The sequence below is a fragment of the Sinorhizobium sp. B11 genome, from assembly GCA_039725955.1.
Classification (GTDB): domain Bacteria; phylum Pseudomonadota; class Alphaproteobacteria; order Rhizobiales; family Rhizobiaceae; genus Rhizobium.
In genome coordinates, this window is record CP091034.1 from 3,015,249 (window position 1) to 3,039,860 (window position 24,612).

The 24,612-nt window shown below is 60.7% G+C and carries 23 protein-coding genes and 1 pseudogene; 11 read left to right on the forward strand and 13 right to left on the reverse strand.

Translation table 11 applies throughout. From position 1 onward, the window contains the following. The first annotated feature begins 28 nt into the window (after positions 1–28). The 5 genes from LVY75_25055 (at position 29) to pncA (ending at position 4,954) form a co-directional block, all read left to right on the forward strand. On the forward strand, positions 29–2,521 hold the full coding sequence (locus LVY75_25055; GenBank protein ID XAZ22067.1) for a UvrD-helicase domain-containing protein: 2,493 nt from the start codon (positions 29–31) through the stop codon (positions 2,519–2,521). A gap of 158 nt (positions 2,522–2,679) precedes the next feature. Further along, positions 2,680–3,174, forward strand: a complete 495-nt coding sequence (locus LVY75_25060) for a hypothetical protein (protein XAZ22068.1) — start codon at positions 2,680–2,682, stop codon at positions 3,172–3,174. A 116-nt stretch (positions 3,175–3,290) separates the two neighbouring features. Next, positions 3,291–3,617 (forward strand): hypothetical protein, encoded by a 327-nt coding sequence (locus tag LVY75_25065; GenBank protein ID XAZ22069.1) that lies wholly within the window; start codon positions 3,291–3,293, stop codon positions 3,615–3,617. After that, positions 3,614–4,135, forward strand: a complete 522-nt coding sequence (locus LVY75_25070; protein XAZ22070.1) for a GNAT family N-acetyltransferase — start codon at positions 3,614–3,616, stop codon at positions 4,133–4,135. Before LVY75_25065 ends, LVY75_25070 begins: the two co-directional genes overlap by 4 nt. Before the next feature lie 195 nt (positions 4,136–4,330). Further along, positions 4,331–4,954: a bifunctional nicotinamidase/pyrazinamidase gene (gene pncA / locus LVY75_25075; GenBank protein ID XAZ22071.1), complete on the forward strand. Its 624-nt coding sequence runs from the start codon at positions 4,331–4,333 to the stop codon at positions 4,952–4,954. 52 nt (positions 4,955–5,006) lie between these two features. Here the strand turns inward: pncA and LVY75_25080 are convergent, their stop codons facing one another. Then, the gene (locus LVY75_25080; GenBank protein XAZ22072.1) at positions 5,007–5,258 is read right to left on the reverse strand and encodes a DUF2164 domain-containing protein; all 252 of its coding nucleotides are present in this window, start codon (positions 5,256–5,258) and stop codon (positions 5,007–5,009) included. A gap of 134 nt (positions 5,259–5,392) precedes the next feature. On the opposite strand from LVY75_25080, the gene LVY75_25085 reads away from it, so the two are divergent. Both LVY75_25085 and LVY75_25090 read left to right on the forward strand, forming a co-directional pair. Further along, positions 5,393–6,124: an AzlC family ABC transporter permease gene (locus LVY75_25085; GenBank protein XAZ22073.1), complete on the forward strand. Its 732-nt coding sequence runs from the start codon at positions 5,393–5,395 to the stop codon at positions 6,122–6,124. 1 nt (position 6,125) lies between these two features. Beyond that, positions 6,126–6,434 carry an AzlD family protein gene (locus LVY75_25090; protein ID XAZ22074.1) on the forward strand — a complete coding sequence of 103 codons (309 nt, stop codon included), beginning with the start codon at positions 6,126–6,128 and terminating at the stop codon, positions 6,432–6,434. A 9-nt stretch (positions 6,435–6,443) separates the two neighbouring features. On the opposite strand, the gene LVY75_25095 is transcribed toward LVY75_25090, so the two are convergent. Continuing rightward, entirely contained in the window at positions 6,444–8,279 is a 1,836-nt protein-coding gene (locus LVY75_25095; GenBank protein ID XAZ22075.1) for an aminopeptidase P family protein, read from the reverse strand. A gap of 278 nt (positions 8,280–8,557) precedes the next feature. Between LVY75_25095 and LVY75_25100 the strand changes: the two genes are divergently transcribed. After that, a complete protein-coding gene (locus tag LVY75_25100; protein ID XAZ22076.1) occupies positions 8,558–8,731 on the forward strand; it encodes a hypothetical protein in 174 nt (57 codons plus the stop codon). A 185-nt stretch (positions 8,732–8,916) separates the two neighbouring features. Here LVY75_25100 and LVY75_25105 read toward each other — a convergent pair whose 3' ends face one another. Both LVY75_25105 and LVY75_25110 read right to left on the reverse strand, forming a co-directional pair. Beyond that, positions 8,917–9,795, reverse strand: a complete 879-nt coding sequence (locus LVY75_25105; protein XAZ22077.1) for a 50S ribosomal protein L11 methyltransferase — start codon at positions 9,793–9,795, stop codon at positions 8,917–8,919. A 58-nt stretch (positions 9,796–9,853) separates the two neighbouring features. Next, the gene (locus LVY75_25110) at positions 9,854–10,456 is read right to left on the reverse strand and encodes an SCO family protein (GenBank protein ID XAZ22078.1); all 603 of its coding nucleotides are present in this window, start codon (positions 10,454–10,456) and stop codon (positions 9,854–9,856) included. Positions 10,457–10,889: 433 nt separating this feature from the next. Here LVY75_25110 and LVY75_25115 point away from each other — a divergent pair, with 433 nt between their 5' ends. Both LVY75_25115 and LVY75_25120 read left to right on the forward strand, forming a co-directional pair. Then, positions 10,890–12,857, forward strand: coding sequence for a methyl-accepting chemotaxis protein (locus tag LVY75_25115; protein ID XAZ22079.1), 1,968 nt, complete (start codon positions 10,890–10,892; stop codon positions 12,855–12,857). A gap of 2 nt (positions 12,858–12,859) precedes the next feature. Beyond that, complete coding sequence (locus LVY75_25120) at positions 12,860–13,333, forward strand: chemotaxis protein CheW (GenBank protein XAZ22080.1); 474 nt, start codon at positions 12,860–12,862, stop codon at positions 13,331–13,333. 113 nt (positions 13,334–13,446) lie between these two features. Here the strand turns inward: LVY75_25120 and LVY75_25125 are convergent, their stop codons facing one another. The 3 genes from LVY75_25125 to LVY75_25135 form a co-directional block, all read right to left on the reverse strand. After that, positions 13,447–13,773 carry a hypothetical protein gene (locus tag LVY75_25125; GenBank protein XAZ22081.1) on the reverse strand — a complete coding sequence of 109 codons (327 nt, stop codon included), beginning with the start codon at positions 13,771–13,773 and terminating at the stop codon, positions 13,447–13,449. Between the two features lie 127 nt (positions 13,774–13,900). Then, complete coding sequence (locus tag LVY75_25130; GenBank protein XAZ22082.1) at positions 13,901–14,389, reverse strand: CreA family protein; 489 nt, start codon at positions 14,387–14,389, stop codon at positions 13,901–13,903. A gap of 88 nt (positions 14,390–14,477) precedes the next feature. Beyond that, positions 14,478–15,068, reverse strand: coding sequence for a 3'-5' exonuclease (locus LVY75_25135; protein XAZ22083.1), 591 nt, complete (start codon positions 15,066–15,068; stop codon positions 14,478–14,480). A gap of 351 nt (positions 15,069–15,419) precedes the next feature. On the opposite strand from LVY75_25135, the gene LVY75_25140 reads away from it, so the two are divergent. Then, a complete protein-coding gene (locus tag LVY75_25140; protein ID XAZ25824.1) occupies positions 15,420–15,881 on the forward strand; it encodes a GNAT family N-acetyltransferase in 462 nt (153 codons plus the stop codon). A 101-nt stretch (positions 15,882–15,982) separates the two neighbouring features. Here the strand turns inward: LVY75_25140 and ligA are convergent, their stop codons facing one another. The 6 genes and pseudogenes from ligA to ftsZ form a co-directional block, all read right to left on the reverse strand. Continuing rightward, a complete protein-coding gene (gene ligA / locus LVY75_25145) occupies positions 15,983–18,139 on the reverse strand; it encodes an NAD-dependent DNA ligase LigA (protein ID XAZ22084.1) in 2,157 nt (718 codons plus the stop codon). Between the two features lie 75 nt (positions 18,140–18,214). Further along, positions 18,215–18,733: a hypothetical protein gene (locus LVY75_25150; protein XAZ22085.1), complete on the reverse strand. Its 519-nt coding sequence runs from the start codon at positions 18,731–18,733 to the stop codon at positions 18,215–18,217. Between the two features lie 67 nt (positions 18,734–18,800). After that, a complete protein-coding gene (gene recN / locus LVY75_25155; protein XAZ22086.1) occupies positions 18,801–20,474 on the reverse strand; it encodes a DNA repair protein RecN in 1,674 nt (557 codons plus the stop codon). A gap of 5 nt (positions 20,475–20,479) precedes the next feature. Then, positions 20,480–21,349 carry an outer membrane protein assembly factor BamD gene (locus tag LVY75_25160; GenBank protein ID XAZ22087.1) on the reverse strand — a complete coding sequence of 290 codons (870 nt, stop codon included), beginning with the start codon at positions 21,347–21,349 and terminating at the stop codon, positions 20,480–20,482. 274 nt (positions 21,350–21,623) lie between these two features. Next, positions 21,624–22,582 (reverse strand): annotated as a pseudogene (gene lpxC / locus LVY75_25165) (UDP-3-O-acyl-N-acetylglucosamine deacetylase). Between the two features lie 260 nt (positions 22,583–22,842). After that, positions 22,843–24,564, reverse strand: a complete 1,722-nt coding sequence (gene ftsZ / locus LVY75_25170) for a cell division protein FtsZ (GenBank protein XAZ22088.1) — start codon at positions 24,562–24,564, stop codon at positions 22,843–22,845. Positions 24,565–24,612 lie beyond the last annotated feature (48 nt).

Genomic DNA, 24,612 nt, shown 5'->3' on the forward strand with positions numbered 1-24,612 from the left:
TCCTTCCCGAATCACTACATTACGCGCCATGAGCAATAGTTTCGACGATATGCCCTTCTTCGACGAGGAACCGGGCGATGCGCCGCGCAAGCCGCAACAGCCTGCCGCTCCAGCAAGGGCGCCCGCCGCCGGCGGCGGCATTGCCGCCCGCGCCATGGCAGCCCGCGACGGCGGCCGCCCCGATTATCTCACCGGCCTGAACCCGGAACAGCGCGAAGCAGTCGAGACGCTGGAAGGCCCTGTTCTCGTGCTCGCCGGCGCCGGCACCGGCAAGACGCGCGTGCTCACCACCCGCATCGCCCATATTCTCCAGACCGGCCGCGCCTTCCCCTCGCAGATCCTCGCCGTGACCTTCACCAACAAGGCCGCCCGCGAGATGAAGGAGCGCATCGCGCTTCTCGTCGGCGGCGCCGTTGAAGGCATGCCCTGGCTCGGTACCTTCCACTCGATCGGCGTCAAGCTCCTGCGCCGCCATGCCGAGCTCGTCGGCCTGCGCTCCGATTTCACCATCCTCGATACAGATGATGTGGTCCGCCTCATCAAGCAGCTGATCCAGGCCGAAGGCCTCGACGACAAACGCTGGCCGGCCAAGCAGTTCGCCGGCATGATCGATACCTGGAAAAACAAGGGCCTCGGCCCTGCCGATATTCCTGAGGGAGATGCGCGCGCTTTTGCCAATGGCCGCGGCCGCGATCTCTATTTCGCCTATCAGAACCGCCTGTCGACGCTGAACGCCTGCGATTTCGGCGATCTCCTGATGCATCCGATCGCGATCTTCCGCAAGCAACCGGACCTCTTGAAGGAATATCACCAGAAGTTCCGCTACATCCTCGTTGACGAGTACCAGGACACCAACACCGCCCAGTACATGTGGCTGCGGCTTCTCGCCCAGCGCGCCAAGAGCGAGCCACAGAATGTCTGCTGCGTCGGCGACGACGACCAGTCGATCTATGGCTGGCGTGGCGCTGAGGTGGACAATATCCTGCGCTTCGAAAAGGATTTTCCAGGCGCCAAGGTGATCAAGCTGGAGCGCAACTACCGCTCGACGGCCCATATCCTCGGTGCCGCCGCCCATCTCATCACCCATAATGAAGGCCGCCTCGGCAAGACACTCTTCACCGACCGCTCCGATCCTGACGACGTCAAGGTGCAGGTCCATGCCTCCTGGGATTCCGAAGAGGAAGCGCGTGCCATCGGCGAGGAAATCGAGCGCCTGCAGCGCGGCGATGCCGACGGCAAGAAGCATCTGCTGAACGACATGGCGATCCTGGTGCGCGCCTCCTTCCAGATGCGCGAATTCGAAGACCGCTTTGTCACCCTCGGGCTGAACTACCGCGTCATCGGGGGCCCGCGCTTCTACGAGCGCCTCGAGATCCGCGATGCCATGGCCTATTTCCGCCTGGTCTCGCAGTCGGCCGACGACCTCGCCTTCGAGCGCATCATCAACACGCCCAAACGCGGCCTCGGCGATACGACGGTACGCGCGCTTCATGATTATGCCCGCGCCCGCGATATCCCGATGCTGGCCGCCGCTGCCGACATGATCGAAACGGACGAGCTGAAGCCGAAGGCCCGCAAGGCCCTTTTCGACGTGATTCAATCTTTCCGCCGCTGGCAGGAACTGCTTGAAAACACACCGCATACCGAGCTTGCCGAGCAGATCCTCGAAGAGTCGGGCTATACCGACATGTGGAAGAACGACAAGAGCGCCGAAGCGCCGGGTCGCCTTGAAAACCTCAAGGAACTCATCCGCTCGATGGACAGCTTCGAATCCATGCGCGGCTTCCTCGAGCACGTCTCCCTCGTCATGGATGCCGAGACCAACGAAAATCTCGACGCCGTCTCCATCATGACGCTGCACTCGGCCAAGGGTCTGGAATTCGACACCGTCTTCCTGCCCGGCTGGGAGGAAGGCCTCTTCCCGCATCAGCGCTCCCTCGATGAGTCCGGCCGCGCCGGCCTCGAGGAAGAACGCCGCCTCGCCTATGTCGGCATCACCCGCGCCAAGCACCGCTGCCACATCTGGTTCGTCTCCAACCGCCGCATCCACGGCCTCTGGCAATCGACCATCCCCTCGCGTTTCCTCGACGAACTGCCGGAAACCCATGTGGAAGTGGCCGAGATGGAGCAGAATTACGGTGGCTACGGCCGCGGTGGCGGTTACGGTCAGTCGCGATTCGACAAGGCCGATCCCTTCGCCAATTCCTATTCGACGCCGGGCTGGAAACGCGCCCAGGCCAACAAGACCGACGCCACCCGCGACAACTGGGGCACACGCTCCGGCCATGCGGTGGAGCGCATCGGTTACGGCGAAAGCGGCCCGCGCGGCCGCACGATCGAGGGCGAACTGGTGGCGAAATCCACAGCCACCGAACCCTCACGCTTCGCCCTCGGCGACCGCGTCTTCCACATCAAATTCGGCAACGGCTCCATATCCGGCATCGAAGGCAACAAGCTGACGATCGATTTCGATCGCGCCGGCCAGAAGCGGGTGCTCGACGGATTTGTGGAGCGGGTCTGACCGCTCGCCTTCCTTGGCGTGTGGGGAATCACACGCGCAGCCAAACGCGCTTCTCCAGATGACAAAACGCCGCTTTGACCCGACTCGCGAACAGGCTTAGCCCGGTCATTGCCCGCCCATGAAAGGCAGGCTTCACAAGACCTTCAAAGGAGGTTCAAGTGACCAGTGTTTCAGCTCTGGGCAGCACGCTGACCCAGTACCAAGCCCCTCTCAATCCTCTCGACAAGAACGGTGACGGCGTCGTCTCTGCGGACGAGCTTGCCGCCGCTTCAAAGTCCTCGTCCACCAACCCCTCGTCCGCCGGTGATGACGATTCGTCCGGCTCCGATGTCGTTCAGAAGATCGCAGCCGATATTCTGGCGCTCATGCTCTCGCTCCAGAAGACGGACGACGACAGCAAGGCCGGCACCGATGACAACGGTGATGACTCCAAGGGTGCGCTCGCTGCCCTGGATGCGAATGGCGACGGCAAGTTGACCACATCGGAACTTCTTTCCGCCGACCCGCAGAAGATTGCCGCCGCCGGCGGTGACGATCAGGACGGCGGCCTGATGGCCAAAGTCCTGACCGACATGCAGACCGCGCTTCGCGCATACCAGACGACCTATGGTAACTCGCCCGTAGCCACCGGCGAGAGCGACAAGACGGCCTGATGCAATGAGGCTCCGCCGGGGGAGCCTCGCTGATTGGGCCAAACGCTTTACGAGGTCGCAGACTTCTCCCTTCGCCGCTGCTTGCGCGGGCCCGATTTATCGGAGAGGCTGCAGAAATGGCTGATCATTCAACAGTTGATATGAAAATACTGCGCCGGATTGGCTGGGATCACTGGGATCCGATCGGCATCAGGCAAGTAGATGATCCGGCATGGCGAACCATCGCCACCAGCGAATACGATTCCTATCTTCTACACGCTGCCAATATGCTCCTTCACGGCTCGATGCCCGCGGCAGTCGCTGCTTACCTAGAAGAGATCGTCGTCATCAAAATGGGCCTCGGACCTGTTAATGACGTGATTCAAGATGCCGCGATTCAAACCGTGGATGCAATTGCGACTTACCTTCAATCCAGGTCCACGCAGGCACAAGACATCCGATGACGACCATACCGACCCTTCACACCGACCGATTGATCCTGCGGGCTCCCGTCATGGCGGACTGGCCGGACTATCATGCGCTGATGATCTCCGACCGCGCCCTCTACATGGGCGGTCCGCATTCGACCAAGGCGGCCTGGGGCATGTTCTGCCACGATGTCGCGCTCTGGACGCTCGAAGGCCACGGCGCCCTGATGATGGAGGATCGGGTTACGGGGCAATGCCTCGGCCAGGTCGGCATCAATCACGGCCCGCTGTTTCCTGAAAAGGAACTCGGCTGGCTCGTCTATCCACAGGCCGAGGGTAAAGGTTATGCCTATGAGGCAGCCGTCGCCTTGCGCGATTGGGCTTTTGCTGTGCGCGGCCTGACGACACTGGTGAGCTATATCGCCCGCCCCAATGTGAGGTCGATCCGGCTGGCCGAGCGGCTGGGCGCCGTGCCGGATGCAACGGCAGCGCGTCAGGACGGAGATCCCGATGATCTGGTTTTCAGGCATCCGGCCCCATCATCGCATGCATAAATCCTAATATAAAACGCGAAGTACTTGCCGCTTTCGCGTAAAGCGCGAACGGCAACAGAAAAATACGTTGATGCAGCGATTTGCCACTCTTCATACTAGAAATAGGACTTGCGCCCGGCCCCCCGGAAATCCACTAGTTGATTGCGCCGAATGTGATTGGCATTTTGCGATGCGATATGCGTAAGGGATAGCTTGATGAAGGCGCTGCTGCTTGTCGATATTCAGAATGGCTTCTGCCCCGGAGGCAACCTGCCGGTTCTCGAAGGCGACGAAGTCGTCCCCGTCGCCAACAGCCTCATCGACAGCGGCAAATACGATCTTATCGTCGCCTCGCAGGATTGGCATCCCGCCGATCACGGAAGTTTCGCCTCCTCGCATCCTGACAAGCAACCTTTCGAGATAGGCGAACTCTCCGGCAAGCCGCAGATGTTGTGGCCAGATCACTGCGTGCAATATACGCGCGACGCCGAGCTGCATCCCAAACTCCACTCGGCTCAAATCGACCTTATCCAGCAGAAGGGCGAAAACAGGAACGTCGACAGCTATTCCGCCTTCCGCGACAACGATCAGCATGCTCTGACCGGTCTGGCCGACTTCCTGGTCGATCAGGGTGTGACGGAGCTCGATGTCTGCGGGCTGGCAACCGACTATTGCGTCAAATTCTCTGCGCTCGATGCGCTGGAACTCATTCCCGGCGTCAAGGTCCGTCTCATCGAGGACGCGAGCCGTGGCATCTCGCCCGAGGGTGTGGCTGCTGCGATCGACGAGATGCGCGGGCACGGCATCGATATCGTCAAGAGCGCGGATATTCTCGCCTGACGCAGGCCGCGCAAAGCTTTTGCGATAAAGACATGCGCAAACTATGGCTTGTTCAGTCTTTCGTCCCTTCCTCACGCTCCAGCAGATAAATCTCTTCGCCGAAATCCTCCATCTTCTTCACGAAGGCCGCGTGCGCATCTCTGAGCCCGCGATTATAGAAATAGGGTCCGATCTTCTCGGCGAAGAATTCCAGCAGGAATTCGGCCGGCAGCACGCCGATCGGGTCGAGTTCGCGATCGAAATATTGGCGGATCTGCGAAACGATCTCCGCCTTTTCTTCCTTGGAAAATTCGATCTTCTTCATTGTCTCCCTCGCCTTGCCGGTGACGTAAACCGGTAACGCTTCAGCAAAATCGATTGGTGAATCAAGGAAATTCAATTGCCGCCGCAGGTGAGACACCATAGAGGGAAATTTCAATTCCAACAGGACGTATTCCCATGAATCGCGCCGACTTTGTCGAAGGGTTGCGGGGCGGCTTTCCCGTGGCGCTCGCCTCTGCCCCGTTCGGAGCGTTGTTCGGCGCCCTTGCCGCCGAGCAGGGCATGTCGCTATCAGAACTTACTTTCATGAGCGCCTCCGTCTATGCAGGCGCCAGCCAGCTGGTCGGTATCGAGCTTTTCGGCCACAATGTGCAGGCTTGGGTGATCGTTCTCTCCATCCTCGCCGTCAATTTCCGCCACGTGCTCTATTCGGCAGCGATTGCCCGCTACATCAGGCACTTCACCGCGCTGCAGAAGTTCTTCACCTTCTTCCTGCTGGTCGATCCGCAATTTGCCGAAACCGTCAAGCGCGGCGAGGCAGGGACGCCGGTTACCTTCACCTGGTATCTCGGCTTCGGTATCATCATCTACATACCCTGGGTTCTGATCAGCCTCATCGGTGGTATGCTCGGTACCCTTATCGGCGATCCCAAGACGATCGGCCTCGATATCCTGCTGCCGACATATTTCCTCGGCATCGTGCTCGGCTTCCGCAAACGCGACAATTTCCTGCCGGTGGCGCTGACGAGCGCCGTCGCCTCGGTCATTGCCTATCATTTCGTGGGCTCGCCCTGGCATGTGAGCCTGGGGGCTGCAGCCGGCATCATCCTTGCTGCGCTGATGCCTCTGCCTGCCGAGGAGCCGGATCTCGAAGCCGACGCCCTCAACACCGAAAATCACGAGGTCTGAGATGCAATTCGATCTCCACATGGCTCTCGTGATCCTGGCCGCCGCAGCCGCGACCTATGCGACGCGCATCGGCGGGTACATCCTGATCACCAAGATGAAGCGCATTCCGCCGCGCATGGAAGCAGCACTCAATGCCGTACCGGCGGCAGTGCTGACGACGCTCGTGGCGCCCGCCTTCTTCATCGGCGGCTGGGATTCGAAGCTGGCGCTTGCGGTCGCCCTCGTCATCGGCCTGCGCTTCTCGCATACCTGGATGCTCGTGGCCGCCTGGATCATCGTCATGACCTGGCGGCACACGATCGGTCTTTAAACCTGAGGCTCAGTATTCCAGCGGCAGCGTCGCATTTTCCAGCCATGCCTTGACGTCATGGTCATGGATCAGCGGCATCAGCGCTTCGCGCGTGCGATGGTGATAGTCATTGAACCAGTGCAGCTCGTCATGCGTCAGCAATTCAGGAATGACGATGCTGCGGTCGATCGGGCAGAAGGTCAGCGTTTCGAAGCCGAGCATCGGCATGTCGCCGCCCTCGACGGCTTCCGCCTCCCGCACATAGATCAGGTTCTCGATGCGGATGCCGAAATGGCCCGGCCGGTAATAACCCGGCTCGTTTGACAGGATCATGCCCGGCAGCAGTTCCTGCGTCGAAAGCCGCGAAATGCGCTGCGGCCCCTCGTGAACCGAGAGATAGGAGCCCACGCCATGGCCGGTGCCATGCGCGAAATCAGCCCCTGCCCGCCATAGCGCGATGCGCGCCAGCGGATCGAGATCGCAGCCACGGGTGCCCTTCGGGAAACGCGCCGTGCTGATCTGGATCATGCCCTTCAGCACCAGCGTGAAGAAGCGCTTGTGCTCCTCGCTGACGGTACCGATGCCGACCGTGCGGGTGATATCGGTCGTGCCGTTGATATATTGCGCGCCGGAATCGATCAGGAAGAGCTCGCCAGGCTGGATATGACGGTCGGTAGCCGTCGTCACCCGGTAATGCATGATGGCCGCATGTTCGCCAGCACCCGAGATCGTGTCGAAGGAAATATCCTTCAGCGGATTCTGCATGCTCTGGCCCATGCGGGCGCGAGCCGCCTCCAGCCGCTCGGCAGCACCGATTTCGGTGATCGTGCCGGGTTTGCTCTGCGACAGCCAGTAGAGGAATTCCACCATGGCAGCACCATCCTGCAGATGGGCTGCGGCCGAGCCGTTGATCTCGGTGCCGTTCTTCACCGCCCGCGGCAGCTTCGCCGGATCGGTCCCCTCGACCACCTCGCCGCCCGCCTTGCGGATGATCTCGGCAAGCGCATAGGAAGCGATATCGGGATCGATGAGGATACGCCCGCCTTCCTTGGCGACCGCAGCGAGCTTCTCGTCAAGCAGCGAAGGCGCAAGCTGGGTGGCGATCTGTGCGAGATAGGCTTCCGGCTCGATGCCGGTCTTGCGCTTGTCGAGGAAGATCTCGGCCTTGCCGTCGGCATGGATGATGGCGCGCGCCAGCGGATGCGGCGTGTGCGGCACATCGGCGCCACGAATATTGAAGATCCAGGCAATGGAAGAGGGATCGGCGATCAGCACCGCCTTGAGGTTCTTGCTTCCAAGATCGGCGGCGATCGTTGCGATCTTGTCTTTTGCAAGGACACCCGCCTGGGCGACGTTCTGGATCGTGACCGCCCCGAGCGGCTCCGCAGGCCGGTCGGCCCACAGCTTGTCGAGCGGATTATGCGGCAGGAACACCAGTGCGCCGCCGATCTCCGACAGTGCCTTTTCGAGCTTGCGAACGTCCGCACCCGAATGCAGCCATGGATCGATGCCGAGCTTCAGCCCCTTTTTGCCATGCGCCGGAAGCCAGACATGCGGCGGCTCGTTGACGAGATCGCCGCCGGTAAAGACCGAGCCGTCCACCTGCTCCGCAAGCTGCGTCACGTAGCGGCCGTCGACATAGACGATCGCTTCCGTGCGGGTGATCAGCGCAATACCCGCCGAGCCGGTAAAGCCCGTCAGCCAGGAGAGCCGTTCCGCACAGGCAGGCACATATTCGCCGTTGAACTCATCGGCGCGCGGCACGAGGAAGGCATCGATGCCAAGCGCGTCGAAACTGGCGCGCAATGCGGAAACCCGTTCCCTGCCGAACTGTGGCGTGGAGGTGACTTCGAAAGACTGAAACATGCTGGAAACCCGAATGAATGAAACGAATCCGGTTAATGGGATAGCGGCCATGTTAGCGAAATTTCAGTCATTAGGGAGAAAAAGCGACGCGAAGCACCCGGAAAGGCTCGGCTGCCCAATAATTTGGCAGAAATGTGTCTCGATGTGGGAAACTGGCACGCTTCATGCATTGCACGCATGGCTGCAATGAAACAAACCCTCTACCACCGCATGCCGGAATAGCTACATAGGGCGCATCGAACGGTTCACGACGAACCACAAACAAAGGATTTTTTGAAATGACCGCCTCTCTCTCGCGCTTCGCTTACAGCAGCCCGGTACAGGCTGGCGAACGCCAGACTGTGCGTCATATCATCGGCGCCCGCCGCCCGCAGCATGAGGACAGCCTCAAGGTGCTCGCAGCAGGCCAGCGTTCCACGCGCCACAAGGGCGCACCGAGCTACGCATTCTGAGCTTAAAGCCTTTCCGATCCTCCTCCCCTCCACCGGACAGGCCTATCGGAATGCAGTAGTGCCCGCTTGAGCATCCTCCTCCTTCGAGCTCGCGGGCAAGACCGGATTTAAATGCCGGTCCAAGGCGGTGCCACTGGCACCGCCTTTTTTCTTGTCTCTCTTTCCGGAAAACCCTCGCGGACGCGTCAGGGACGATCCAGATGGATCGTCACCCAGCCATTGCGCCAGATGGTGCGCACATGCCGCAGCCTCGCGCCATTATAGGCGGCCAACACCTTCCAGCGCTGACTGGCGAGAATTCCGGACAGGACGACCGATCCGCCCGGCGCCAGGTTGGCGACGAGCTGCGGCGCCATCTTGATCAGCGGCCGCGCCAGAATATTTGCGATGATGAGATCGAAGGGCCCGTTCTCCGAAAAAGCCGTCGAATGAAAGCCGGGCGCCGTCACCGTGCGGATGCCGCTGGCAATGCCATTGCGGCGAACATTCTCGGCCGCAACACCAACAGCGATCGGATCAATATCCGTTGCCAGCACCGGAATATCCTTGAGCTTGCGTACGGCAATCGCCAGAACGCCGCTGCCGGTCCCGAGATCGAGCGCATTGCGCACCTTGCGCGCCCTGACAACCCGGTCGATCACTTCAAGGCAGCCGGCGGTCGTGCCGTGATGACCCGTGCCGAACGCCTGGCCGGCATCGATCTCGATGGCGATATCGCTTGATCGCACCTTGTCCCGGTCATGCGAGCCATGCACGAGGAAGCGCCCTGCCCTGACGGGCTTCAGCCCTTCCAGCGATTTGACGACCCAGTCCACATCCGGAATGACTTCACGCGACAGCACGGCATCGGGAAATGCCGGTCCCAGCGCCTCCTCGATGCGACTGCGCACATCCGCCTCGTCCTCCGCCATCATGTAGACGGAGGCTTCCCAGATATCTTTCTTTTCGTCGATCTCGGTGGTGCCGATGGCGAAATCTTCTTCGCCGAAGACCTCGCTCAGAAGGTCGAGGATCTCTTCGGCCTGCTTTTCACTTGTCGACACGTAAAGGCGGATTTCACTCACGATAGGCAATCTTTCCGGTTGCGTCGCTCGCGACCGGCGCGATGCTTCAAGCTGCCGATCATCCCTTGGCGACGAGATTCTCCAGCTTCTTTATCGCCGTATCCGGGTTTTCGCCATAGGAGATCGTTCCCGAAAAACGCCCGGCTGAATCCAGCAGGAAGACCGAGGCCGTGTGGTCCATCGTGTAGTCACCATCAGGATTGTTCTCGTCCACCGGCACTTTCTTGGCATAGACGCGGAAGCCCTTGATGACGTCGGCGACCTTGTCCGGCGCGCCGGAAATGCCGGTAATACGTTTGGAGACGTTGGAGACATACTGGTTCATGATCTCGGGCGTATCGCGCTCGGGATCGACGGTCACGAAATAGGCCTGCAGCTTGTTACCCTGCGGATCGACCTTCTCCATCCAGCCGTTGAGCTCGAAGAGCGTCGTCGGGCACACTTCGGGGCAATGCGTGAAGCCGAAGAACAGGGCGGTAGGCTTGCCGCGCAGCGCCTGCTCCGTAATCGGCTGGCCGCTCTGCGATACCAGCGTGAACGGCACGCCGAACGGGCCCTCGGCCACCACCTCCCTCGTCCGGCTCTGGTCCAGCGTGAACCAGCCGAGCACGCCCGCAAGCGCAAGCACGGCGATCCAGACGGCGATACGGAAATTCTTCATGATACTTTCCTTACTAGCAACTCCAGCAAAAGTGCGCAGCGGTTTTGCGTCCGGAATTGCCTAAAAACAAAAGTGCGGATGCCCCATCCGTCCCGCCCGTGTGATTATAGTCGCGATCGCAGCCACGCAATTCAAGAATGCGTTTTCTCACCCGTGATTAATTGCCCCACCTTGATGAATGCCAAATGCGGGCAACTGCCCCGCGAAAAGGTCGTACAAAGACGAATTATCACGCCTTTCTAAAGGCTTGCCGCGAAGACCTCCAAGCAACCCCAAGAAATACATCGTTAGGAAAGGCTTAATAGCGCATATCTATATTTAGTAATGCACACAGCGCTTCGTCGCTGTTCCGACATGATGTCGGCCGGAACACGGACCGGATCAGCATAAAAATCGAGGGAACTGAAAACCGCCTGAGGCGGAGGGTGGCTTTATGACAAATTCGACGGTTCGCAGAAGCCTTTCGGTCGGCCAGCGGCTCTGGACGCTCGGCGGCGCGGCTTTCATCGGCTTCAGCTCGATGATCGCTATCGGCTGGTACGAGAATACGCAGGTCGATGCCGGCCTGCGCCGCACGGACGAAATCCAGCAGAGTATCGACACCGTCAACGACATGCGCGTTGCCAATCTGACGCTGGTCCTTACCGCCATGGACATGATCGTCGACAAGGACGAGAAGACCATCCAGCCGGGCCGCCTGAAGCTCATTACCGACTCGCTCGCAACGCTGTCCAGCGGCTCGAAGGGAATAGGCGCGCTCGCCGAGGAGCTGAAAGCCGGCGACCTCCTGAAGAGCTACGATGCCGATGTCGACGCGCTTCGCCAGGCCATCCAGGTGGATCTCAAGGCGCTCGTCGAACAGGGCGCCGCCGATGACGAATTCGACAAGATCGACGACCGGATCGACAGCGCCGGCGACAAGCTCACAGGCACCCTCGACAAATTGGCCAATGACGGCACCGCTATTGCCCGCAATCGCATCGAAAGCGCCAACGACACCTCCCACAACTCGCTGATCATCCAGATCGCGCTCGGCCTGATCGCCATCCTCACCATGGCCGCCCTGCAATACATCCATGGCGGCTCCATCAGCCGCGGCATTGCTTCCGTGCGGGAAAGCATGCTGCGCATTATGAACGGCGACCTGACAACCAATGTCGCCGGCAAGGAGCGTGGCGACGAGATCGGCGAAATGGCCCGCGCTGCCGAAAGCTTCCGCCTCGCAGCCATCGAAAAGATCGATCTGGAAGCCCGCACCGAGACCGACCGCAAGCGCAGCGATGCCGAACGCCGCGAGCGCGAAACTGCCAAGCTTGCCGATACGGAAGCGCTGAACAACGCGGTCACCGCTCTCGGACAGGGCCTGACCCGCCTTGCCAACGGCGACCTGACCGCAAGCATCGATCAACCCTTCCGCGACGAGCTGGAAAGGCTGCGTCAGGACTTCAACCAGACGGCCGTGCGCCTGCGCAGGGCGATGAGCGACATTGCCCTGAACAGCACCTCGATCCAGGCCAACAGCCATCAGATGCGCGCCGCCGCCGATGATCTCGCCAAGCGCACGGAGCAGCAGGCCGCCTCGCTGGAAGAAACCTCAGCGGCGCTGGACGAGATCACCGCGACCGTGCGCAACGCCACAAGCCGCGCCGAAGAAGTCGGCAACATGGTTGCCCATACCCGCCAGAATACCGAGAAATCCGATGCCATCGTCGGCGATGCCATGGCGGCGATGGAGCGAATCGAAGGTGCTTCCCGCGAGATCGGCACCATCATCAACGTCATCGACGAGATCGCTTTCCAGACGAACCTGCTGGCACTCAACGCCGGCGTCGAGGCCGCACGTGCGGGTGAAGCCGGCAAGGGTTTTGCGGTCGTCGCCCAGGAAGTGCGCGAACTGGCCGGTCGCGCGGCCGGAGCAGCCAAGGATATCAAGGCCTTGATCAGCAAATCCGGCGCCGAAGTCAAAACCGGTGGCGAACTGGTGACCGCTGCCGGCGAGGCTCTGCGCCAGATCGGCGAAGATGTTCTGCGTATCGACGGTCATGTTAAATCAATCGTAACCTCTGCGCGCGAACAATCAGTCGGACTGAACGAGATCAATACAGCCATCAGCCAGATGGATCAGGCGACGCAGAAGAATGCGGCCATGGTGGAAGAAACGAATGCCGCCAGCCACACTCTCGCAACCGATGCGGAAAACCTGACGCAACTGGTACGGCAGTTCAATATCGGCGAGGGCATGAACGCCCGTCAAACGCCGCGAGAAGCCTCCGCAGCCTCGCATCCGAAAACCTCACCCGCACGGAGCCTGATTGGCAAGGTCGCGGGCGCCTTCACGGGCGGCTCCGCCGCCAAGAAACTCGCCTCCTCTCCGGCCGGAGACAACTGGGAAGAATTCTGATCATGAGCAACAACAACGCCATCAAGCAGTCGGGCGCCTATCTGGAAATCGTTTCGTTCCACCTCGGCGATCAGGAATTCTGCATCGATATCATGGCCATCCGCGAAATCCGCGGCTGGGCGCCGGTGACCCCGATGCCGCACACCCCGCCCTACGTCCTCGGACTGATCAACCTTCGCGGCGCCGTGATCCCGGTCATCGACATGGCCTGCCGCCTCGGCATGAAGATGACGGAACCATCCGAGCGCTCCGCCATCATCGTAACCGATATCGCCGGCAAGCTGGTCGGCCTGCTGGTCGAACAGGTCTCCGACATGATGACCATCAAGAGCGAAGACCTGCAGCCGGCGCCAGAAATCATTCCGGAAGCCCAGCGCGCCTTCTGCCGCGGTATCGTCGCGCTGGAAAAGACCATGGTCTGCTTCCTCAACCTCGACACGGTCATTGCCGACGAACTGGCGCGCGAAGCTGCCTGATACGTTTCGATATCTCGAATGCGAAGGCCCGGCTTGTCCGGGCCTTTTTGATTAGGACAGACACCGATTCCTGACACATCCGGCCTGCGCTCGGCTGGCTCAGGCTTTCTCGTTCAAAATTCCTCAATGGTGAACGGCGCATCATCATCGAAGTCGTTGCCGAAAAAGTTTATCCGTTTGAAATTTCCGTGAACGTAGCCTCTGTCGCGAAACCACTCGAGATGGAGATCTGCACCTCCATGTCGATGGGTGGCATAGGGAATGCTCATATCACGCAGAGTTTCACACATTAGGTGAATCTTCTCAGGCTCTTCAGAGCGGAATGCATAGACATTCTCGTAGGTGTCAATCTTCTTGAAACCGAGATCGACTAAGTCCTCTGATCGCAGGTCTTTTCTCAGTTCGACCAGCAGTCGCTTAGGCTCGCAGATCGTTACCATTGTTGGTCTAAACATACATTTCCTACCGCCTGAATTGATCGCTAGGCGTCAATTGCGTTTCAGCCGTACCTGAAGGCGCCCTGCGGAAACCTCAGGGCTTAAAGCGACCTAACACCGTCTTAGATCCTCAAGGCTTGCCATTCTTCCAAACCACATCCTGGCCATAGAGCGGGATCGTTGAAATCGACATCTTCGCCGACCCGTCCGTCACCTGCCGCGAATGAGCGAGATAGATCAGCGTATTGTTTGTCTTGTCGTAGATCCTGTTGACGGCAAGCGTCTTCCAGATCAGCGACATGCCCTGACGAAATACCTCGCTGCCATCCTTGGACATATCGATATTGCCGATCTCGATCGGCCCCGTCTGACGGCAGGCGATGGAATTGTTTGACGGGTCTTCGAACCAGTTGCCGTTCTTGAACCGGTCGATCAGGCTGCGGTCGAAATAGGTGACATGGCAGGTCACCCCCTTCACCTCAGGGTCGGAAACCGCCTCGATGATGATGTCGTTACCGATCCAGTCGACCCCGACCTTGCCGACGACTTCCGCAGAAGTCGCGCCTGCGGAAATGGTCAGGAACGCTGCAGAGAGGAAAAGATTGCGCAAAGCGGACATGGCAACTCCCGTGTTGATCCGGAAGCTAAGATAAGAATGGGCGGACCCTTTGCAAGAAAGCGCCCGAGCCTTTGCAGGAAAGCAAAAATCACGCCTTGCGGCAGGTGCAGGGCTCATAGCCGGCAGAGGTCAGCCGACCGGGTTTCATGCCGATCGCAGCGGGAATGGCGGCAACCGTCGCAGCCTTGACGGCCCTCGCCATCTCGATCGCCGCTGCCGCGCAGACGGCAGCATCCTCGGCTGCATTATGGTGGACGAAGCGCAGACCGAGATGTTCGGCAATCAGGTTCAGCCGATGCGACAGGAAATGCGGCCAGATGCGCTGCGCCATCTTCAGGCTGCAGAGATAGGTGAGCTCCGGATAGGACTGCCGGTAAAGATCGAGGCTCGCCCGCCACACGCTGAAATCGAAGGCGGCATTGTGGGCGATCATCGTCGCGCCCCGGAAATCCTCATGGAATTCGTCCATCACCTCGGGAAACTCAGGTGCGTCTTCGACATGTTCGGGGCGAATGCCGTGGATCGCGATATTCATGCCGGAAAAGCGCATGTCCCGCGGTCGGATCAGCCGCTCCTCGACCCGCGTCACCTGCCCGTCCTCGATCCAGGCAAGACCGACCGAGCAGGCACTGCCGCGCTGTTCGTTGGCTGTCTCGAAATCGATGGCGATGGTCTTCACGGGCAAACATCCGAATCGTCTGTCCTACCGGAATAAAGACTGCCGCATCCGAAGGCAAATTTTGACCTGTTGACATCTGCACGCAAATGGCGAAACTTCCGCTCATGATCAACTCCGTGACCCACAATATGCATCTTATCGCCACGACCCTTGCAGGGTGCGCGGGAGAGATGGTGCGTCACTAGCCGTCTGATCATCCCCGAGAACCCTGCCGAGGCGAGCAGGGTTTTCTGAAACTCCGCTCTCCTCCTTTTGAAACCCAAGGAGAGCACTATGTCGACCAGTCAAGCCAGTCAGGATACCCCGCCCGAAAAGCCTTCTCTGAAGAGCCTTAGCGTTCGTGCCCTGCGCATGAGCGACGCCGAAGCCGTCACCGAACTGATAAACCTGCCGGGCTACCGCGCCGGCACGCTGCGCCCGCCTTTTCAAGGCATCGACGCAGTGCGCAAGCGCATGGAGAACCCCTCACCCGGCGCACTCAACCTCGTCGTCGAACTCGATGGCAAGCTCGTCGCCAACGGCGGCATGAACCGCTTTGAAGGACGGCGCCAGCACGCCGCCAGTCTCGGCATGGGCGTACACGATGATTTCACCGGTCGCGGCATCGGAACCTTCCTGATGGCCGCCATGCTCGACGCCGCCGACAACTGGCACGATATCAAGCGGGTGGAATTGACCGTCTATACGGATAACGAGACAGCCATCCACCTTTACGAGAAATTCGGCTTCGAGAAGGAGGGCCTGCTCCGCTCCTTCGGCTATCGCGACGGGCAATATGTCGATGCCTATACGATGGCGCGGCTGAGGGCGTGAACCGCTCGCACGTCATGCTCGGGTTCGTGTCGCAGAGGATGACACCGAGGAGGAGGCAGGCGCGCCGAAAACAGAAACGCAGTGTCTGGCACAGAGCTTCCTTACCCGCCGATCAACGCCAGCCACTCATCCTCGTCCATCGTCTGGACGCCGAGTTCGCGGGCCTTCTCGAGCTTGGAGCCGGCGCCGGGGCCGGCTACAACGATATCGGTCTTCTTGGAGACGGAGCCTGCAACCTTGGCACCAAGGCTTTCGGCCCTGGCCTTCGCCTCTTCGCGGGTGAATTTCTCCAGCGAACCGGTAAAGACCACGGTCTTGCCGATGACCGGGCTCCCGGTCGTCACCGGCTGTTCGGCCTCCTGTGGCGTCACCTCGTCGAGCAGGCGGCCGATCACCTCGATATTGCGCGGCTCCTTGTAGAATTCGACAATGGCGCGCGCCACCACCTCGCCGATGCCTTCGATGGCGTTGAGGTCATTCCAGGCATCGCCGGAAAGCGTTGCCGCTTCCTTCATGGCCGTCGCAAAGGCCTCATAGCTGTTGTAGGAGCGCGCGAGCAGCTTTGCCGTCGTCTCGCCCACATGGCGGATGCCGAGCGCGTAGATGAAGCGATGAAGGGCAATGCTGCGCCGGTCGTTGATCGCCGCATAGAGCTTGCCGACGCTGACCTTGCCGAAGCCGTCGATATTCTCCAGCTTGGTGATCGACTGCTGCTGGCGCTTTTCCAGCGTGAAGATATCGGGCGCGGTGCGGATCTGCAGCGCAGCGTCGTCGCTCTCGAAGAAGAAGTCGATCTGCTTGGAGCCGAGCCCCTCGATATCGAAGGCATTGCGCGAGACGAAGTGCTTCAGCTCTTCCGTCGCCTGCGCCCGGCAGATGAAACCGCCCGTGCACCGCGTGACGGAATCGAGCTTGCCTGTCTTCTCGTGCCGCTCACGCACCGCGTGCGAACCACAGACCGGGCACACCTTCGGAAACTGGTAGGGCGTGGCGTCCGCCGGCCGCTTTTCCATGACGACGTCGAGCACCTGCGGGATCACGTCGCCGGCGCGCTGCACGACAACGGTATCGCCGATGCGGATATCGTGCTCCTCCTCGCGGATGCGCTCGCCGCTATTGCCGATGCCCTTGATATAGTCCTCATTGTGCAGCGTCGCATTGGTGACGACCACGCCGCCGACGGTAATCGGCGTCAGCCGCGCGACCGGCGTCAGCGCACCGGTGCGGCCGACCTGGATGTCGATATTCTCCACGACGGTGAAGGCTTGTTCGGCCGGGAACTTATGCGCCGTCGCCCAGCGAGGGCTGCGCGAGCGGAAACCGAGGCGCTGCTGCAGCTCGAGGCTGTCGACCTTGTAGACGACGCCGTCGATATCGTAATCGAGCTCCGGCCGTTCGAGGCCGATCTCGGCATAGTGGGCGAGGATATCGTCCACCGAGCTCAGCCGCTTCATCAGCGGATTCACCGGGAAACCCCACTCCCTGAACTTCTCGACCATGCCCAGCTGCGTATCCGCGGGCATCTCCGACATCTCGCCCCATGCATAGGCGAAGAACCTCAGCTTACGGCTCGCCGTCACCTTCGCATCGAGCTGGCGCAGAGAGCCTGCAGCGGTATTGCGCGGATTGACATAGGTCTGCTTGCCTTCGGCTTCCATCTGCGCATTGAGCGCCATGAAATCGCTCTTGGCCATGTAGACCTCGCCGCGCACTTCCACGACGGAGGGAACACCCTTCGGCAGTTCGTTCGGAATTTCCTTGATGGTGCGGATATTGGCCGTGACATTCTCGCCGGTCGTGCCGTCGCCGCGGGTCGCGCCCGTCACCAGCTTGCCGTTCTCGTAGCGTATCGACATGGAAAGCCCGTCGATCTTCGGTTCGGCCGTGAAGGCGATGGAATTGTCCGGCAGGCGGCCGAGGAAGCGATAGACACTGGCAACGAAGTCGCGCACATCCTCCTGTGAAAAGGTGTTGTCGAGCGACAGCATCGGCCGGGAATGAACGACGGGCGCAAAGGTGTTGGACGGTTCGGCCCCCACGCGGCGCGACGGACTGTCCTCGCGGATGAGCTCCGGAAAGCGCGCCTCGATCGCATCGTTGCGGCGCTTCAGCGCGTCGTAATCCGCATCCGAAATCTCCGGCTGATCCTTGCCGTGATAGAGCGCGTCATTGCGCGCAATCTCCTTGGCAAGCCGCTCCAGTTCGGCGGCGGCGTCTTCAAGCGTCAAGTCCTCAACAGCGACAGATTCGGTCGACATGCAGCTTCACTCCAGAGAATCTGCAATGGTTTTAGAGCAAAATTCGGCGATTGAAATAGTACCGAGGTTTGGAATTTACGGCCGGGCGTTGCGGAGTCTGATGGCGCTCACATGTAATGTCGTATGCTGCAAGGCCTTCATCGGCAGAAGACTGTCGACCACCTTGAGCTCGATACCGCGCGGTGCAAATTCCTGGTCGAGCCCGGAATGGGTCGTGAGCGCGAGCGGCACGACATTCCTCCGCGATACCCACATTCCCGCGTCCTCCAGATCCTCGAAACTCTCCGTCGGCATCTCGTAGCGATGGATGGTCCCGGCCTGCAGTCGCTCCAGCCAGCCTCGCTCGACATAGGCGGCACCCCGCCAGTTCCCGAGCAGGCGGCGATCCTCCTGCGATGTCTCCGGCTTTGCCCAAACAAGGATGCGCGGGCAATCACGCGGGAAGAGATACATGAAGTCGTGGACTTCATCGATCGCCCAGACGAGCGGCCCGTTCAGCCACGCCCGGCCCGGCCGCCGTTCGGAAGAAATGCGAACCGGACGCGGCTCGAAAACATCGATCGTGGGATCGTCGCTGAAATGGAAAAGCCGCATGGATAGACCTCACCGGTAGCTGAGGTCAGATAGCGCAACGCCTTGCGCTTGTCACCGATGGGGAAACCTACCCGTTACCTGCCAGCAGCCGCGCGGCAGCAGCCCTCGCCTCTTCCGTCACGGAGGCACCGGCAAGCATGCGGGCGATCTCTTCTGTGCGGTCCTTCTGCGCCATGGTGGCGACGCGCGTGGCGATCTTGTCGGCCCCCTCGCCTGATGGTCCCTTGGAGATCAGAAGATGCGTGGCCGCACGGGCCGCTACCTGCGGCGCATGAGTGACGGAAAGAACCTGCACCTTTTCGGAAAGCCGCTTCAGCCGCTGTCCGATCGCATCCGCCACCGCGCCCCCCACACCGGTGTCGATTTCGTCAAAGACGAGGGTCGGCGCCGAACCGCGATCGGCAAGCGCCACCTTGAGCGCCAGCAGGAAGCGCGAGAGTTCGCCGCCCGAAGCGACCTTCATGATCGAGCCGGGACGCGTGCCGGGATTGGTCTGGACATGGAATTCGACGACATCGATACCCTCGGCCGTCGCCTCCCCTCCATCGGTGGTGATCTCCACCATGAAGCGGGCGCGCTCAAGCTTCAGTGCCGGCAGCTCGGCCATGACGGCCTGCGCCAGCGCATCGCCGGCATGATGACGCTTCTCCGAAAGCGAGCGGGCAGCCGTATCGTAATTCGCCTTGGCGACCCCCACTTCCGCATCGAGCTTCGACAGCCGCTCTTCGCCGGCATCGAGATCGGCAAGATCGTTGATCATGCGCACGGCAAGAGCAGGAAGCTCGGTGACCGGAACGGAATATTTGCGAGAGGCAGCGCGCAGCGCAAACAGCCGCTCCTCGACACGCTCCAGTTCCTTCGGATCATATTCCGTCTTGCGCAGTGCCGCCTCGACTTCCATCTGCGCGTTGGAAAGCTGGTCCAGCGCCGCATCGAGCAGCGCTACGGTGTCTTCCAGCAATCCCGGCGCCTCGTGGCTCTTGCGCTCGAGACGGCGCACCAGCGAGGCGATATGGGGCACGGGAGAGGCATTGCCGTTGAGGAACTCGGAAGCCTCGGCAATATCGCCGGCAATGCGCTCCGCCTTCATCATCTTCTGGCGGCGATCGGCAAGCTCGTCTTCTTCGCCGTCGCGCGGTGACAGCTTTTCAAGCTCCTCGACGGAGGAGCGCAGATAATCCGCCTCGCGGGCAGCGGCTTCAACCTTCTCGCGGTGTTTCTTCAGCGTGCGCTCGGTATCGCGCCACTGGCGGTAAAGTGCGCCGACACCCTGCACGTCATCGCTGATACCCGCAAAGGCGTCCAGCAACGTCCTGTGTGCATTTGTATCGACAAGCGCGCGGTCGTCGTGCTGGCCGTGGATCTCGACCAGCATCTGGCCCGCCTGACGCATCAGCTGAACGCTGATCGGCTGATCGTTCACATAGGCCTTGGTGCGCCCGTCGGAGGATTGCTGGCGGCGAAAGATCAGGTCGCCTTCGTCATCGATGCCGTTTTCGCGCAGGAGCTTGCGGGCGCCGTGATCCATGCCGACATCGAAGACGGCCGTCACCTGCCCCTTGTCCTCGCCGTGGCGCACAAGACCGCCATCGCCGCGCCCGCCAAGGGCCAGCGACAGACTGTCAAGCAGGATGGATTTGCCCGCGCCCGTCTCGCCCGTCAGCACGGAGAGGCCGGTCTCGAAGGCAAGATCCAGCCGCTCGATCAGAACGATATCGCGGATCGAAAGCTGGATCAGCATTGGCCTCAGGAACCGAGAAGGAGTTTCTTGCCCGCTGCGGCGATCCACGAACCCTTGTTTTCACGCGGCTCCGCGCCACCCGACTGCAGCAGCTTGTAAGAATCAGCATACCACTGGCTGTCGGGATAATTGTGACCGAGAACGGCAGCAGCGGTCTGCGCCTCCTCGACGACACCCATCGCGTAATAGGCTTCGACGAGACGGGCGAGCGCCTCCTCGACCTGATTCGTGTTCGGATACTTCTCGACGACGATGCGGAAGCGCGAGATCGCCGCGAGATATTCCTTGCGTTCCATGTAGTAGCGGCCGACCTGCATCTCCTTGCCGGCGAGCTGGTCGCGCGCAAAGCGCATCTTGGCCTGCGCATCGTCGACATATTCGGAGTCAGGATAATTGTCGACGACAGCCTGCATCGCCTCGATCGTCTTCTGCGAGGCGCGCTGGTCCTGCGTCACGTCGACGATCTGCTTGGAATAGGTCAGGCCTACCAGATACTGGACGTAGGCGGCATCCTTGGACTTCGGATATTGCGCCATATACTTGTTGCCCGATGCCAGCGCATCGTCGAAGCGGCCCTGGCGGTACTTGACGAAGGTGCTCATGACAAGTGCCTTGCGCGCCCATTCGGAGAAGGGATTCTGCGCATCGATCGCGTCGAACTTGCGCGCCGCCTCGGCCATGTTGCCGGCCTTCATGTTGGCGAGGCCCTGTGTGTAGAGCACGTCCGGCGGATCGGTTTCGAGGCCGAGCTTGGTGATGTCGATATCAGGGTCCGACTGGCAGCCGGAAATCAAGGCACCTGCGCTCAGCACCATCAAGGATGCGAGCAAAGCACGCGCTGTCTTCATCATCATGTCAGACCTTGCATAAGCCATTCGAAAGAATCCCACCGCCGCCGTCCACTCCACAGCAGCCACGCCTAGCTGGCGTTTCTAGCCACAAATACCTATCGAGAGCAACGCAATGATCACGCATTAACGCATTTTTGTGGCAGCATTGCCGAGAATGTCGGGCTTTTCACCGCCATTCACATGAGGAGCGGCTAAATATATGCCGCGAAACATCTATCGACGCGCTGTCTGCCCCTTCCCCATAAAAAAAACCGCCCCCGTTAGGAGGCGGCCCTGGCCTTAATTGGTATACTGGAGGTCATGCCGACCAGGGGGCGAATTCCGGAGCGCTGACTGCAATGAATTCGCGAACGGCAACGCGCTGGCGCGGCGTCGATGTCTCGACCACTTCATAGGCCGAGGGATCGCTGAGCAGAGCCTTGAGAGCGTTGGCGTTCATCTTGTGGCCGCCACGATAGGAACGGTAGCAGCCGATGAACTGTGCGCCGGCAAGCGCCAGATCGCCAACGGCATCGAGCGTCTTGTGACGCACGAACTCGTCCTTGGCGTAGCGCAGGCCTTCGACATTGATGACGGTGTTGTCGTCGGAAATGACGACAGAGTTTTCGAGCGAGGAGCCGAGAGCATGGCCCGAAGCCCAGAGACGCTCGACATCACGCATGAAGCCGAAGGTGCGCGCGCGCGCGACAATTCGGTCTTGAAGACGGAAGCAGTGAGATCGCCTTCCCACTTCTGGCGGCCGATCAGCGGGCATTCGAAATCGATCTCGACTTCGAAGCGCGTGCCGTCATAGGGACGGAACTCGCTCCAGGAACCGCCATGCTCGATACGAACCGGCTTGGTGATGCGGATGTAGCGGCGCTTGACGCCGAGAGAAACGAGACCGACCTGTTCGATGGCTTCGACGAAGGGAACCGAGCTGCCGTCCATGATCGGCATTTCGGCGCCGCTGACTTCAATGACGACATTGTCGAGGCCGAGAGCGTAAACGGCCGCCATGACATGTTCGATCGTCGCGACGGAATGAGCAGGCGAGAAGCCGAGAACGGTGCAGAGATCAGTATTGCCGACCTGTGAGGAAACAGCCTTCAGTTCAGTGACATCGCCATTTTCATGCACGCGCTGGAAGACGACGCCGGTGCCGGCTTCGGCCGGATTGAAGGTGATCGAAACATCGGCACCCGAATGCACGCCGATTCCCGAAAGTGTCACCGGACGCGATACCGTCGTCTGAAAGCCCAGCAAGCCAAGTCCCATAAAATTATGCCCTTATTCTTCCATACCCGTCGTTGCCAACCGGTCGGATCTTTCTTCTATACTGCCCGCAGCGCTCGAAGCGGACTCTTGGAGCAGTTCGCTTGCCTCATACTTACGTGGAGCGGCGCTGCAATCCAAATCACTGTTCGTTTCGATTTGTTACGAAATCCGCAGCGGCAAAAGCATTTAGAATTCAAGCATGTAGAAATGCAAACGCCCGGGGTTTCTGTCCCGGGCGTTTTCTGTGGAGAAGTGCTTTCTCAGTTCGACTGGCGGCGCAGGAAGGCCGGGATTTCCAGCTGGTCGTCTTCCTGCATCATGCGGGCCTGCGGAACCGCACGGCCCTGGTCGTCAAGGTTGCCGCGACGCGGTGCGTAGAGGCTTGCTTCCGGCGACAGCGGACGGCGCTGCTGCGAAGAAGCAGCCGGCGCAGAGGTCATTTCCGGAGCGACTTCCTCTTCGCGACGGCCGAGCGAATTGGTGATTCGCTTGAGCAGGCCCATCGGACCGCGCTCTTCCTGGACATGCGCGGCAGCAGGCTGCGTGCGATGATCGATCTCAGCCTGGACGACCGGCGGGAAGTCCTCGACCTTCGGCATGCGGACCTGCTCGGGAGCCTGGCGAATCACCGGCTCATGGCGAACTGGCTGGTGCATCGGCTGCTGCATGACCGGCTGCGGAGCCGGCTGATGCATGACGGGAGCCTGCTGCTGGACCGGAGCCTGACGGAGAACCGGGGCTGCTTCCGGCGCAGAAGCGAAGATCTTGCTCTGCGGACGGAAGGTTTCCTGCATCACAGGCTGCTGCACGGGAGCGGCGGCACGCGGGGCCGGGATTTCCAGTTCGCGTTCCATCGCGACTTCAGCCTCGCGGATGGTCTGCGCAATCTGGTCGGCCTTCGGTGCCTGCATTACCGGAGCAGGCTGAATTGCGGCCGGTGCAGGAGCAACGGCCGCGGAGGGGCGGACAACCGGCTTTGCTGTCGGCTGGAATACGCGGTCGGTGCCCTCGCCCATGGCGCGGTCGATGCCGGTCGCGACGACGGAGACGCGGATGATGCCCTCGAGCGATTCGTCGAAGGTTGCGCCGAGGATGATGTTGGCGTCCGGATCGACTTCTTCGCGGATGCGGGTCGCAGCTTCGTCGACTTCGAAGAGCGTCAGGTCGCGACCGCCGGTGATGGAGATCAGGAGGCCCTGCGCACCCTTCATCGAGGTTTCGTCGAGCAGCGGATTGGCAATTGCCGCTTCGGCGGCCTGCATGGCGCGGCCCGAACCGGAAGCTTCGCCGGTACCCATCATCGCGCGGCCCATTTCGCGCATGACCGAGCGGACGTCGGCGAAGTCGAGGTTGATGAGACCTTCCTTCACCATCAGGTCGGTGATGCAGGCAACGCCCGAGTAGAGAACCTGGTCAGCCATGGCGAAAGCGTCGGCGAAGGTCGTCTTGTCGTTGGCGATGCGGAAGAGGTTCTGGTTCGGAATGACGATAAGCGTATCGACAGACTTCTGCAGTTCCTGAATACCGGATTCGGCCAGACGCATGCGGCGTCCGCCTTCGAAGTGGAACGGCTTGGTGACGACGCCGACCGTCAGGATGCCCTTGTTGCGGGCCGCCTGCGCGACGACAGGAGCAGCACCCGTGCCGGTGCCGCCGCCCATGCCGGCTGTGACGAAGCACATATGCGTGCCGTTCAGGTGGTCGATGATCTCATCGATGCATTCTTCGGCGGCCGCACGACCAACTTCAGGCTGCGAACCGGCGCCGAGGCCTTCGGTGACGTTGGCGCCGAGCTGGATAATCCGTTCGGCCTTCGTCATGGTCAACGCCTGGGCATCCGTGTTGGCGACGACGAAGTCGACGCCCTGGAGGCCTGCTGAAATCATGTTGTTGACGGCATTGCCGCCGCCGCCGCCGACGCCGAATACAGTGATGCGCGGCTTCAGCTCAGTGATGTCAGGCTTTTGCAGCTTGATAGTCATGGTACCCGTTCCTTCTCTCTCTGGCCGCATCGCCACGCCGGCCAATTC

What these genes read in the sequence shown, in the direction of transcription:
- LVY75_25140 (XAZ25824.1), top strand. Translation starts at nt 15,420, where the DNA reads ATGAGCGACGCCGAAGCCGTCACCGAACTGATAAACCTGCCGGGCTAC.
- LVY75_25125 (XAZ22081.1), bottom strand. Translation starts at nt 13,773, where the DNA reads ATGGTAACGATCTGCGAGCCTAAGCGACTGCTGGTCGAACTGAGAAAA.
- LVY75_25100 (XAZ22076.1), top strand. Translation starts at nt 8,558, where the DNA reads ATGACCGCCTCTCTCTCGCGCTTCGCTTACAGCAGCCCGGTACAGGCT.
- LVY75_25130 (XAZ22082.1), bottom strand. Translation starts at nt 14,389, where the DNA reads ATGTCCGCTTTGCGCAATCTTTTCCTCTCTGCAGCGTTCCTGACCATT.
- LVY75_25120 (XAZ22080.1), top strand. Translation starts at nt 12,860, where the DNA reads ATGAGCAACAACAACGCCATCAAGCAGTCGGGCGCCTATCTGGAAATC.
- LVY75_25150 (XAZ22085.1), bottom strand. Translation starts at nt 18,733, where the DNA reads ATGCGGCTTTTCCATTTCAGCGACGATCCCACGATCGATGTTTTCGAG.
- recN (XAZ22086.1), bottom strand. Translation starts at nt 20,474, where the DNA reads ATGCTGATCCAGCTTTCGATCCGCGATATCGTTCTGATCGAGCGGCTG.
- LVY75_25055 (XAZ22067.1), top strand. Translation starts at nt 29, where the DNA reads ATGAGCAATAGTTTCGACGATATGCCCTTCTTCGACGAGGAACCGGGC.
- LVY75_25065 (XAZ22069.1), top strand. Translation starts at nt 3,291, where the DNA reads ATGGCTGATCATTCAACAGTTGATATGAAAATACTGCGCCGGATTGGC.
- LVY75_25110 (XAZ22078.1), bottom strand. Translation starts at nt 10,456, where the DNA reads ATGAAGAATTTCCGTATCGCCGTCTGGATCGCCGTGCTTGCGCTTGCG.
- LVY75_25085 (XAZ22073.1), top strand. Translation starts at nt 5,393, where the DNA reads ATGAATCGCGCCGACTTTGTCGAAGGGTTGCGGGGCGGCTTTCCCGTG.
- LVY75_25090 (XAZ22074.1), top strand. Translation starts at nt 6,126, where the DNA reads ATGCAATTCGATCTCCACATGGCTCTCGTGATCCTGGCCGCCGCAGCC.
- LVY75_25095 (XAZ22075.1), bottom strand. Translation starts at nt 8,279, where the DNA reads ATGTTTCAGTCTTTCGAAGTCACCTCCACGCCACAGTTCGGCAGGGAA.
- LVY75_25160 (XAZ22087.1), bottom strand. Translation starts at nt 21,349, where the DNA reads ATGGCTTATGCAAGGTCTGACATGATGATGAAGACAGCGCGTGCTTTG.
- LVY75_25080 (XAZ22072.1), bottom strand. Translation starts at nt 5,258, where the DNA reads ATGAAGAAGATCGAATTTTCCAAGGAAGAAAAGGCGGAGATCGTTTCG.
- ligA (XAZ22084.1), bottom strand. Translation starts at nt 18,139, where the DNA reads ATGTCGACCGAATCTGTCGCTGTTGAGGACTTGACGCTTGAAGACGCC.
- LVY75_25115 (XAZ22079.1), top strand. Translation starts at nt 10,890, where the DNA reads ATGACAAATTCGACGGTTCGCAGAAGCCTTTCGGTCGGCCAGCGGCTC.
- ftsZ (XAZ22088.1), bottom strand. Translation starts at nt 24,564, where the DNA reads ATGACTATCAAGCTGCAAAAGCCTGACATCACTGAGCTGAAGCCGCGC.
- pncA (XAZ22071.1), top strand. Translation starts at nt 4,331, where the DNA reads ATGAAGGCGCTGCTGCTTGTCGATATTCAGAATGGCTTCTGCCCCGGA.
- LVY75_25070 (XAZ22070.1), top strand. Translation starts at nt 3,614, where the DNA reads ATGACGACCATACCGACCCTTCACACCGACCGATTGATCCTGCGGGCT.